General features: G+C 67.2%; 8 protein-coding genes. 2 read left to right on the top strand and 6 right to left on the bottom strand.

Annotation, left to right across the window (positions count from 1 at the left end):
* Window positions 1-263: 263 nt before the first annotated feature.
* Together HWY37_RS23490 and HWY37_RS23485 are read left to right on the top strand one after the other, a co-directional pair.
* Window positions 264-1712, top strand: coding sequence for a CoA transferase (locus HWY37_RS23490; RefSeq protein WP_176090068.1), 1449 nt, complete (start codon window positions 264-266; stop codon window positions 1710-1712).
* A 462-nt stretch (window positions 1713-2174) separates the two neighbouring features.
* On the top strand, window positions 2175-6605 hold the full coding sequence (locus HWY37_RS23485; protein WP_176089979.1) for an Ig-like domain-containing protein: 4431 nt from the start codon (window positions 2175-2177) through the stop codon (window positions 6603-6605).
* A gap of 18 nt (window positions 6606-6623) precedes the next feature.
* Here HWY37_RS23485 and HWY37_RS23480 read toward each other — a convergent pair whose 3' ends face one another.
* From HWY37_RS23480 to HWY37_RS23455, 6 genes are all read right to left on the bottom strand, one after another.
* Window positions 6624-7160, bottom strand: coding sequence for a peroxiredoxin (locus HWY37_RS23480; protein ID WP_176089978.1), 537 nt, complete (start codon window positions 7158-7160; stop codon window positions 6624-6626).
* A gap of 114 nt (window positions 7161-7274) precedes the next feature.
* Window positions 7275-8717, bottom strand: a complete 1443-nt coding sequence (locus HWY37_RS23475; RefSeq protein WP_176089977.1) for a YXWGXW repeat-containing protein — start codon at window positions 8715-8717, stop codon at window positions 7275-7277.
* Window positions 8718-8747: 30 nt separating this feature from the next.
* Window positions 8748-8903, bottom strand: a complete 156-nt coding sequence (locus tag HWY37_RS23470) for a hypothetical protein (RefSeq protein ID WP_175208817.1) — start codon at window positions 8901-8903, stop codon at window positions 8748-8750.
* A 233-nt stretch (window positions 8904-9136) separates the two neighbouring features.
* Entirely contained in the window at window positions 9137-9544 is a 408-nt protein-coding gene (locus HWY37_RS23465) for a DoxX family protein (RefSeq protein WP_176089976.1), read from the bottom strand.
* Between the two features lie 166 nt (window positions 9545-9710).
* Window positions 9711-11099 carry an ATP-dependent RNA helicase DbpA gene (gene dbpA / locus HWY37_RS23460; RefSeq protein ID WP_176089975.1) on the bottom strand — a complete coding sequence of 463 codons (1389 nt, stop codon included), beginning with the start codon at window positions 11097-11099 and terminating at the stop codon, window positions 9711-9713.
* 172 nt (window positions 11100-11271) lie between these two features.
* Window positions 11272-12030: an IclR family transcriptional regulator gene (locus HWY37_RS23455; RefSeq protein WP_175208820.1), complete on the bottom strand. Its 759-nt coding sequence runs from the start codon at window positions 12028-12030 to the stop codon at window positions 11272-11274.
* Window positions 12031-12143 lie beyond the last annotated feature (113 nt).

Genomic DNA, 12143 nt, shown 5'->3' with positions numbered 1-12143 from the left:
GCGGCGGCGAGGCTGGCATTCTATCTTGCGCCTGGCGGCGCCGCGTCCGCGGTCCGGCTTGGAAGACGATGTAAAAACTACGAGTAGATGTGTCCACTACGGCAAGACGCTGCGCGGGGCGCCCCGCAGGGGAATCCGCGCAACGCGGCCGGATCGCGGCGCTTCGCGGTCAAACCATGAAACACGCTGTCGCGCCGCGCGTATTGACGCGGGTGGGCCCCCGCCATGTAATCCAAGTAAACGACTAGAGCAAGATGAACGCTATGGGAAATCTGATGGACCTACGCCCGTCTTTTCTGAGGGGCCGCACACCTGCAGGCAAGGCGTCCCGCGATGTTTTGCAGAAGCTCTGGCGTTCAGTGGGTTTGCCGGACGAATCGCTGGACCATGTGGTGTTGACGGGCGCCGACCCGGTGCTTCCCTCATCCTTCGCGGTCGGCACGGCGGCGCAGGCCAGCATGGCGGCGGCGGCCTTGGCCGCGGCTGAAATCTGGCATCTGCGCGGCGGCGCCAGGCAGCAGGTCGGCGTCGACATGCTGCACGCGGCGCAGGAATGCCGCAGCCACTACACCATCAACGGCGTCACGCCGAATCCCTGGGACCCCATCACCGGCCTGTACCGCTGCGGCGACGGCGGCTGGGTCCGCATCCATGCGAATTTCGCGCATCACCGCGACGGCGCGCTGGCGCTGCTGGGCTGTCCGACCGGCGAAGACACCAACCGCGCGGCGGTGGAACGCGCCTTGAGCCGCTGGAAAGCCCTGGACTTCGAGCAGGTCGCGGCCGACGCGGGCCTGCCGGTGGCCGCCATGCGCAGCTTTGACGAATGGGACCGCCATCCGCAGAGCCAGGCGGTCGCCGCCCAACCGCTGCTGACCCTGGAGCGCATCGGCGAGGCCGACCCGCGGCCCTTGCCCAAATACGGCCATGGCGCCCGGCCGCTCAAGGACATCCGCGTGCTGGACCTGACCCGCATCATTGCCGGTCCGGTCTGCGGCAGGGCGCTGGCGGCCTATGGCGCCGACGTCATGCTGGTCAATTCCCCGAATCTGCCGAATATCGACAACATCATCGACACCAGCCGCGGCAAGCTGTCGGTGCTGGCCGACCTGGACACGGCGGACGGACGCATCGCGCTGGGCAATCTGCTGCGTAGTGCGCACGTGTTCGTGCAAGGCTACCGGCCCGGCGGCCTGGCCGCGCTGGGCTTCGGTCCGCAGGACGCGGCGCGCATCCGGCCGGGCATTGTCTATGTGTCGCTGTCGGCCTATGGCGACAAGGGCCCCTGGGCTGGCCGCCGCGGTTTCGATTCCCTGGTGCAGACGGCCACCGGCTTTAACCACGCCGAAGCGCAGGCCGCCGGCCAGGATGCGCCCAAGCCCATGCCCATGCAGATCCTGGACCACGCGTCCGGCTACCTGATGGCGTTTGGCGCTCAGGCCGCGCTGGCGCGCCAGGCGACCGAAGGCGGCAGCTGGCACGTGCGCGTGTCGCTGGCGCAGACGGCGCATTGGCTGCGCAACCTGGGCCGCATCGACGGCGGGCTCGCCTGTCCCATGCCGGGTTTCGACGGCTTGCTGGAAACCGAGCCTTCGGGCTTTGGCGAGCTGGTGGCCCTGCGCCATGCCGCGCAGTTTTCCGATACGCCGGCCCGCTGGACGCGTCCGTCCAGCCCGCCCGGCACCCATCCCCCGGTCTGGCCGTTCAACTAGGGACATGGTCGGCGCCGCAAGGCGCCGTCCGTGGGGCGAGTTGCCTATTCGGGCAAACCGCTCGCATTTGATTCGGTCCTATTCCTTCACTCGCGCCGCGGCAGGGCCTGCCTGATCGGTTCCCTTGCGCCCAACCCTTGCCGAGCCGCTGCTTGCGCCTTCCCCAGCCATTTCCCGCGTGACCCCGGGCCGTTTTGCGACGGCGAAATTCCGTTCGTCCTGCGTCAGTATTGGAAAATTACATATTGACATTGAAAGACATAAAAATAGCATTCAGTCATTAATTGTCATTTTTCAATAACAGAGGAATCTTCCAGGGCCGTCGTCGAGCGCGTCTGGGGATTTCGTCCTGCAAATGAGCCAGGACGAAGCCAGCAACGCATCAATTCACTAGCTTGACGACTTTGCCGAGGCGGCGCTTCCCGTCGCTTCCCGGACTTCCTTCGACTCAGGGTTTCGACGATGCGCAAGCGATTCAAGCTATTTGCGTGGCAGCGCCTGCCTGGACGGGCAGGCGGCAAGGCGCTATGCCTGGCGCTCGCGAGCGCTCTGCTGGTGCAGGGGTGCACGGCTCCCATCGCGGGGGAAAGGCGTCAGCCGCAGCGCGCCGAGGCCGGCCCATCCACCTCCGGCACTGGCGCGCCGGGGACGGGCGGCGCGCCGGACCTGAGCGCGCCGGCCGCGCGGGCCCGCATCCTGGGGGAACTGGAACCCGCGCCCGACCTGGAAGGACGTCCCTTGTCCGTCGCGCCCGGCGGCGGCGCCAGCGCCGATGCCAGGTCTGTTGCCGGCGGCAAGGCCACCAGTGAAGCGAAGCGAGCGGCCGAGAGCTGGCTGGGCCAGTACGGGACGGCCAGGCTGGACCTGCTGGGAAGCTTCCATGGCGGCGCCCTGGACATGCTGTTGCCGATTCACGATTCGGGGATTGGTCTGATTTTTTCCCAGTTCGGCGTGCGCCGGACCAATCTATTGCAGGAGGCCTACCGGACCACGGTCAACCTCGGGTTGGGCTACCGCCATTTTGGCGACGGCTACATGGCCGGCGGCAATGCCTTCCTGGACCAGGACGTGTCGCGCGGCCACCGGCGGCTGGGCCTGGGCGCCGAATGGTGGGCGGACTACCTGAAGCTCGGCATGAACGGCTACTTCCGGCTCAGCGACTGGAAGCGCTCGCCCGATGCGCGGGATTACCAGGAACGCCCGGCCAATGGCTGGGACGTCCGGACCGAAGGATATCTGCCGCAGTATCCGCAGCTGGGCGGCAAGCTGATGTTCGAGAAGTACGACGGCGACGAGGTCGGCCTGTTCGGCGCGAGCAACCGGCAGAGAAATCCCAGCGCCTGGACCCTGGGCGTTTCCTACACCCCGGCGCCGGCCGTCACCCTGGGCCTGGACCACCGCATGGGGCAGGGCGGAAAGTCGGATACGAGCTTCAAACTGGGCCTGAAGTACGCGATAGGCGTGCCCTTGGCCAAGCAGATGCGGTCCGGCGAGGTCGCGAGCAGCCGCAAGCTCGCCGGCATGCGCATGGACCTGGTCGAGCGCAACAACGAAATCGTCCTGGAATACAAGAAGAACGATCCCATCACGATCCAGCTGCCGGCGTCCGCTTCCGGCTATCCGCAGACGGTCATCGGTTTCCCGGTGACGCTGGCGGGCGCGGGCGTTGCGCCCAGGATCGAATGGTCCGGCTCCGCGGCGGCATTCGCCATGCCCTACGGCGGCGGCGCGGCGGGATCGATGAAGCTGCCGGATTACCGCAGCGATGGCGCCAATAGCTATCAGCTGATGGCGACCGCCACCGACGCGCACGGCCGCAAGATCCGCTCCAACGTCATGAACGTGAGCGTCGATCCACTCAGCGTCAGCGTTGCCCGCTCCAAGGCCACGGCCATCGCCGATGGCGTCGACAGCGTCAGGTTCACGGCCCAGGTGCGCGGCGTCCAGGCGGAAGCCATGGCCGGGCGCGCCGTGGCGTGGGCGCTGAAGGGGGCCGGCGCGATCACGCAATCCTCGGACCGGACGGATGCCGACGGCATGGCATACGCCGTGGTCAGCAGCAAGGTGGCCGCTGTGATCGGGATCGAGGCGACGGAGTCCCTGGGGTTCAAGGGCGCAAGCGAGGCAGAGTTCCTCGACGATCACAACACGGTGGGCGTGACGCAGCTCGACGCGGCTCCCGCGGCCATACTCGCAAATGGCAAGGACAAGGCCGTGCTGAAGGCGACGGTCAAGGATGGCAAGGGCAACGCGGCAGGCGCAGGCGTGGCGGTGACCTGGACCGCCACCGGCGGCCAGCTTGCCGGCCTGGCCAGCAATACGGATGAGAACGGCGTGGCCGTGATGGAACTGCTGTCCGCCACGGTCCCTGGCGCCGCGGTCGTCACCGCCAAGACGGGACCCGCGGATCCGGGGAAGACGAGGTCCGTGGAGCTCCTGCTCGACACATCCGATGCCAAGGTCGTGCTGCTTGCGCCAAGCAAGACGACCGCGCTGGCCGGGGGCATCGATACCGTGACCTTGACGGCCACGGTCACGGACGGCCGGGGCAATCCCGTGGGCGCCGGCGTTGCCGTCAACTGGAGCGCTAGCCTGGGCGAGCTGAGCGCCGCTGCCAGCGGCACCGACGCAAACAGCCAGGCCACGGTGGTGCTGACGGCGCCTGCCGTGGTTGGCACGGCGCTCGTCACGGCGACGGCCGCCAAGGGCGATGCCGGCAAGACTGTCTCGGTCGGCTTTGCCGTCGATGCGCAGAGAGCCCGCGTGGCCGCGCTGACGTCGAGCAAGACCAGCGGCCTGGCCGATGGCGCGGACACGGTCACTCTTACCGCCACGGTCGACGATGGCCGCGGCAATCCGGTGGGCGCGGGCGTCGCCGTCAACTGGAGCGCCAGCCTGGGCACGCTGGGTGGCACCGCAAGCAACACCGATGCAAACAGCCAGGCCACGGTGGTGCTGACGGCGCCCGCCGCGGTTGGCACGGCGACCGTCACTGCCAGGGGCGCCAGCGGCGACGCCGGCAAGACCGCCGCAATCCCCTTCGTCGCGGACGCCGCGAGCGCGCGGGTGGTCTCGTTGGTTCCAGGCGAGGCCAGCGGCGTGGCCAATGGCACGGATAGCGTGGTTCTCACCGCCACGGTTGAAGATGGCAGCGGCAATCGGATAGGCGCGGGCGTCGCGGTCAACTGGACCGCCACATTGGGTGCGATCGCCACGACCAGCGTCACCGATGCCAGCGGCCAGGCCACGGCGCTGCTGATCGCGCCCGTCGCTCCGGGTACGGCGATCATCACGGCGACGGCCGCCAAGGGCGATGCCGGCAAGACTGTCTCGGTCGGTTTCGCGGTCGACGTGCAGAAGGCCCGCGTGACCGAGCTGACGCCGAGCAAGACCAGCGGCCTGGCCAATGGCGCGGATACCGTGACCCTCACGGCCATGGTTGCGGATGCCTGGGGCAATCCAGTGGGCGCGGGCGTCGCGGTCAACTGGAGCGCCAGCCTGGGCAGCCTCGGAGCGGCGGTCAGCAGGACCGACGGCAACAGTCAGGCTACCGTGGTACTGACCTCGCCGGCAGGCGTGGGCAGGGCGGCTGTCACTGCCCATGCCTCTGATGGGGACGCGGGGAAGACTGTCACGATCGCGTATATGGCCGACTTGTCCAGCGCTCGTGTTGTCGCCGGGGCGTACAGCGGCAACAAGTCCCCCGTCCTGGCGAACGGCGTGGATGTCATAACCCTTTGGGCGTACGTAAAAGACGCCACGGGCAATCGGGTGGCCGGGGCGACCGTAGACTGGACCACCAACCTGGGCACTCTGGATAGCGTTACCAGTCTCAGCGACGCCAACGGCGAGGCGCACGTCATGCTGGTGTCGACGATTGCTGGCGATCCTGTCGCGACGGCCAGGGTAGGAGCTGCGGATCCGGGCAGGACCATAGGCATGCCGTCCTTCGAGCCTGACCCTTCCACTGCCCGCGTGGTTGAGCTTACGCCAAGCAAGGCCAGCGGCGTGGCCAATGGCGTCGACACGGTGAGTTTCACGGCTGTCCTTAAGGATCGTTATGACAACCTGATGTGGAAATATGCAGCCGTCAATTGGACGACGTCCGGCGGCGTGCTGGCTGCGGCCGTGAGCGAGACTGACGCCGGTGGCAAGGCGACGATGCTCCTGTCCGCGCCGAAGGTGGCCGGCAGGGTGGACGTCACAGCCAAGGGCGCTGCGGCAGATGCAGGCAAGACGGCCAGCGTGACTTTTTCAGGCGGGGCGTCTTCCTCCCGCGTCGGCAGCGCCTCCGCCAGCAAGACCAGCATCCTGGCCAACGGCCGCGACACGGTGATCCTCACGGCAACGGTGCTGGACGGCGACGGCAATGCCGCGGGCGAGGGTCTGGTCGTCGACTGGAACACCAGCCTGGGCATGCTGGACGGACCTGCCAGCCGTACCAATGCCAATGGCGTGGCCACGGCCGTGTTGACGGCGGGGAAGGTGGCGGGCGTGGCGGCGGTGACCGCCAAGGCAGGAGCCGGGGATGCGGGTGGGGCCATCCGCGTGACCTTGACTGCCGATCCCATGTCCGCTCGCGTTGCCTCGCTGTCCTCCAGCAAGGCCAAGGGCGTGGCCAACGGACGCGATAGCCTGACTCTCACGGCCACGGTCCACGATGTCAATGGCAATCTCGAGGGTGCGGGGGTTGCCGTCAACTGGAGGACCAATCTGGGCAGCTTGGCCGCATCCAGCAGCAGTACTGACGCCCGCGGCGTCGCTACGGTCATGCTGCGCGCGCCTGCCTCCGCTGGGGTTGCGGTGCTGACCGCCAGGGCGGCCGCCGCGGATGGGGGAAAGACCATCCGGGTGGGCTTCGAGCAGGGCAACGTCGGGCCCCCGCAGCCATGACAGGCATGGCCGTGCCGGCTACTGCTTCGCCTTCCACTCGCGCAGGGCGCGCATGGTGTTGGCCACGTGGGCGTCCGGGCTCATGTCGGTGTACTCATACAGGATCTTGCCCTGCGGCGAGATCACGTAGGAGATGCGCTGGGCGTATTCAGGACGCTTGTCGTGGACGGCGTCGTAGGCCTTCATGATCTTGCCGTCGCCATCGGCCGCCACCGCGAACTTGCCGCGGCATTCGCTGACCGAAAACTTGTTCAGGGTGTCGATGTTGTCGGTCGACACGCCGATAACGGTGGCGCCCAGCGATTTGTACTCGTCCGTGGCCTCGGCGAAATTGTGCGCCTCTATCGTGCAGCCTTGGGTGAAGGCCGCCGGAAAGAAATAGAGCACCACCGGGCCCTTCTTGAGCGCCTCGCTCAGCGAGAAGGTATATACCTTGCCGCCCAGCGAAGCCTGGGTGCTGAAATCCGGCGCCGGGGCGCCCACGTTCAGGGCCGCCTGTGCCACCGGGCCGGCCAGCAGGCCGCATAACAACAAGCTGTGGGCAATACGTTTCATCCGAGTCTCCAGGTATATCGAGACCGCGCGTAGCGGCCGGGTCTACTGTAGCTCCGCGCCAGCGCGCGGGTCCAGTCCGGCCCGGCCGCGCCAGGCCAGCCATACCTGGCCGGCCTAGTCGCGGCCGCGGTTGTCGCCACCGCCTTGCTGCCGCTGCTGCTCACGCTGTTGCTGCTGGCGTGCCTGCTGCTGGGCCTGCTGTTGTTCACGCTGCTGTTGCTGGCGCATCTGTTGCTGCGCCTGGGCTTGCTGGTCGCGTTGCTGCTGTTGACGAGCCTGCTGCTGTGCTTGCTGGTCGCGTTGCTGCTGCTGGCGCGCCTGCTGCTGAGCCTGCTGATCGCGCTGTTGCTGCTGACGCATCTGCTGGGCCTGCTGATCGCGTTGCTGTTGATCACGCATCTGCTGGGCTTGCTGATCACGCTGTTGCTGCTGGCGCGCCTGCTGTTGGGCCTGTTGGTCGCGTTGCTGCTGATCGCGACCCTGTTGCCGGGCCTGCCGGTCGCGCTGCTGCTGATCCCGCATCTGCTGCTGGGCCTGTTGGTCGCGCTGCTGCTGGTCGCGCGTCTGCTGCTGGGCCTGCCGGTCGCGCTGCTGCTGATCCCGCGTCTGCTGCTGAGTCTGCTGGTCGCGCTGCTGCTGATCGCGCGTCTGCTGCTGGACCTGCCGGTCACGCTGCTGCTGATCCCGCATTTGCTGCTGCATTTGCTGCTGCGCTTGCGGCGGACGGTTCTGCTGGCCGGGCGAGCCATCGCGTCCATTGCCATTGCCCGGGCGCTGGCCTTCGGGCGGCCTGCCGTTGGGCTGATGATCCACGAAGGCCTGCGGCGGACGGCCCTTGTTCTGGTCGTAGAACTGGGATCGGTTGCTGCCGGCGTCGCGCACATAGTTGCGCTGCATGTCGGTCTGCGGCGAATGGCGTTCCTGGCGCGCCGCGAGTTCGCGCGGATCGGCCTGGCGCCGGATGCCCGAGGGGCCGCCGTTGTAGCTGATGCGGCGGTTGTCGACGTTGTTCACGACCACGGTGTGGTTGTAGACGTTGGTCACGCGCGTGATGTTCACGTTGGTGACGGACTGGTTGTAATAGAAGCGGTCGCGCTTCCAGTAGCCGCCCACGTAGCCCAGGCCGGTATAGCCGAAGCCATAGTTGATCCCGCCATAGAAGCCCACGTGAGGCCCCCAGTAGCCTGCGTTCCACAGATACACGCCGTTGACGAAACCCCAGTAGCCGGGCGTCCACAGCGCGCCGGTATAGGGCGCCAGCACCCAGGCGCCGGGCACCCAGAAGAAGCCGTAGCGGTTGAGGCTCCAGTAGCCCGGGACCCAGATATAGCCATCCGCGGGGGCTGGCGGCTGGACATAGACGGGCAGGGGCGGCGGCGGCGCCGGGCTGCGGTCCACCAGCGCCAGGTTGGCATTGGCGGGATCGCCGGCGTCATAGGCGGGCGCGGCCGGAGCGGGCGGCGGCTCATAAGTCTGCGCCACGGCGCCCGCGCTGACGGCCAGCAGCAGGGCTGCGGCCAAGGGGCGAGGACGGAAGATCCGGGAGTAGGCGTTCATGGTCATTCCTTGGCGCAACAGGCGCGGGGATCAATAGCCACGATAGTAGTAATGGGGCGCCGGATAGTAGTAATACGGCGAGTAATAGACCGGAGCCGGACGGTAGTACGCCGGCCGTGCCGGCACCACCACGCATCCGCTCAGGGCGCTGGCCATGGCCAGCATCAGCAACAGACTCTTCTTCATTTTGCGGCTCCTGCCGAGCGCCTGGCGTGAATCACGCCCTTATTGCGCTCGGTAAGGATTAGGCCATAGGCCCATGCGCCAAGTTCTGTTTTGTAATCGTTCCGAAACAGCTTTCAGGTGTCGGATGTTTGCGCCGCCGTGACGAGCGATGTCGTTCGTATCAATCTGCGCGCCCAATAAACAGGGGCCGCCTGAGCGACCCCCGTGTCTTGCGTATTGCCGTGTTACGGCGTTCAGTTCCAGCGGCCGCCGTTGCCGGCGAGGCTGAAGCGGCCGGCGCCCATGAAGGCGATCGCCAGCGCGGTGAACAGGAACATGCCTTGCAGTTCCAGCGCCCAGCCGCCGTTGTTGGTCATGCTGCTGAGCTGGCCGGTGTGGGCCAGCAGAATGGCGACGACCATGTTGACGGCGATCAGCAGGCCGCCCAGGCGGGTGTAGATGCCGACGATCAACAGGACGGGGGCGAGGATTTCGCCCACATAGGCGCCATAGGCGAGGAAGCCCGGCAGGCCGTGCGAGGACAGCATCCCGGCGATGCCGCTGACGCCGCCGCCGGTCAGTTTGAACAGGCCATGCAGCAGAATCAGGATACCGAGGGTCAGGCGCAGGATCAGCTTGCCGGTGTCGTCGGACTTGATCATGGTGAGTTTCTCTTCTATTGGTTGAAAGGGGATCGCGGCCGTTGGAACAGGTTGCGAGCCTTTGGTTCCGCGCCGCGCGCCGCCGCCAAGGCGGTCGCCAGTGCAGGCGGGGCCATTATTGCAAAACCCGAGCAAAAATCATCAAGTTTTTGTCACCGGAGGATACTCAGAATTCCTCCAGGAAGCGCATGCGGAAGCGTCGGCCCTTGATATTGCTGTTGGACAGGCGCGAAAACGCCTGCTTGGCGATCTGCCGGTCCAGCGCCACATAGGAGTTGAACTCGGTGATGTTGATCTTGCCGACCTGCTCGAACGTCAGGCCGCCGTCGCCGGTCAGCGCGCCCAGCAGGTCGCCCGGGCGCAGCTTGTCCTTCTTGCCGCCCTGGATGCTCAACGTGATCATCGGCGCGCGCAGCGGACGGTCGGCCTTGGGCCGCAGCGTCTTGATGTCGGCCCACACCAGCGGCGCGCCCTGGTACTGCTCGATCAGGTTGGCCCAGCGCATTTCATCCGGCGAGCACAGGCTCAGCGCCAGGCCCCTCTGGTCGCCGCGGCCGCTGCGGCCGATGCGGTGCACGTGGACCTCGGTGTCCTTGGTCACGTCGACGTTGATGACGGCGCTCAAGTTCTGGATGTCCAGGCCGCGTGCGGCCACGTCGGTGGCCACCAGCACGGCGCAGCTGCGGTTGGCGAACTGGATCAGGATCTCGTCGCGCTCGCGCTGTTCCAGGTCGCCATTGAGCGCCTGGGCGCTGATGCCTTCGGCCTGCAGCCGTTCGACCAGGTCATGGCTGCGGATCTTGGTGTTGCAGAAGGCCAGCGTGGACTCCGGGCGGAAGTGCGCCAGCAGGCGGACCACGGCATCCAGGCGGTCGCGCTCATCGATCTCGTAGAAGATCTGTTCGATGCGGCTGGCGTCGTGCTGCGCCTCGACCTTGACTTCGGCGGGGTTGCGCAGGAAGCGGGCGCTGAGCTTGCGGATATTGTCGGGGTAGGTCGCCGAGAACAGCAGGGTCTGGCGCTTGGTCGGGCAATGCGAGGCGATGGCCACGATGTCGTCATAGAAGCCCATGTCGACCATGCGGTCGGCCTCGTCCAGCACCAGGGTGTTCAGGCCCGACAGGTCCAGGCTGCCGCGCGCCAGGTGGTCCTGGATGCGTCCGGGCGTGCCCACGATCAGGTGCGCGCCGCGCGCCAGCGATTCGGCCTGGGGGCGCGCGGCGGCGCCGCCGCACAAGGTCAGGATCTTGACGTTGGGGATCTGCCGCGCCAGCCGGCGCAGTTCCTGCGCCACCTGGTCCGCCAGTTCGCGCGTGGGGCACACCAGCAGCGCCTGCGGCGCCAGCCGGGCGGGATTCAGTTTTTGCAGCACGCCCAGGCCGAACGCGGCGGTCTTGCCGCTGCCGGTCTTGGCCTGCGCGATGAGGTCGCGGCCTTCGAGTATCAGCGGCAGGCTTTGCGCCTGGATGGGCGTCATCTGCTCGAAACCCAGGCTGTTCAGGTTTTCCAGCAGGGCGGGCAGCAGGGGCAGGGAGGTAAAGGAAGTGTCGGTCACGATAAGAGAGAGTCGCTGTTTGCCCGAGAGTGTAATGCCTGGGGCTGGTTGCTGCCGAAATAAGGGTCGGAACATGCGGCGGCCAGACCGAGCATGGACCGCGGACCGCCGCTGCCGACGGGTCTTGGACTGCGAATCGCGGCCGCCGGCCGCGGCGATCCCGGGCGGAAGGTCAGGCCTCGGGCCCGTAGGTGCCCGCGAGCGCCCGGGCCGCCTCCTGCATGCGCGGCAGCCAGGCGCGCGCGCCCTCGATGGACAGGCGGGCCACCGGGGCGTGCAGGGCGACCGCGGCGATGGCGCGCGTGCCATGCAGGATGGGCACGGCCATGCAGACGATGCCCAGCAGGAATTCCTCGCGGTCGAAGCTGGCGCCTTCCTTCTTGATGGTCCGCAGTTCCTGTTCCAGCGCGGCCACTTCGCACAGCGTGTTGGGCGTGTAGCGCGGCAAGGGAGCCGCGGCCAGCAGGCGCTGGCGCGCCTCGCGCCGCATGTGGGCCAGGAACAGCTTGCCGCTGGCCGAGCAGTGCAGCGGCACGCGCGAACCCGATTGCAGGTTGACGCGCAGCGGCCAGGCGGTTTCGACGCGGTCCAGGTAGATGACCTCGTCGCCGTCCAGCATGGTGCAGTTGCAGGTCTCGCCGATCTCGTCGACTAGGCTGTCCAGGATGCGGTGGCGTTCGCCGCGCAGCGGCGAATTCAGCAAGGTGTCGCGCGCCAGCGCGCTCAGGCGGGGACCGCTGACGTAGCTCTTGCCGGCGGGTTCGCGCAGCAGCATGCCGGCGTCAACCAGGCGTGACAGGATGCGCAGCACGGAAGGCTTGGGCAGGCCGGTGGCGTCGGTCAGCGCGGCCAGCGACACCGGCTGCCCGGAGCGGGCGACCTGTTCCAGCAGGGTCAGCGCGCGCAGCGCTGCGGAGGATTCGTCTTTCATCTTTCAATAATTGAAGATTCGGCGGCGTGCTGTGCATCCTCGCACGGATTTTGCAGAAAATGAAACGCCGTGGGCTGGGAGCGACGGGGTTTCTGCTGCAGTATCGGTTCATG

Origin of the sequence: Achromobacter anxifer, from assembly GCF_903652925.1 — a bacterium.
Classification (GTDB): Bacteria; Pseudomonadota; Gammaproteobacteria; order Burkholderiales; family Burkholderiaceae_B; genus Achromobacter; species Achromobacter anxifer.
Note: the sequence above shows the minus strand (reverse complement) of the source record. Positions and strands in the feature narration are given on the sequence as shown.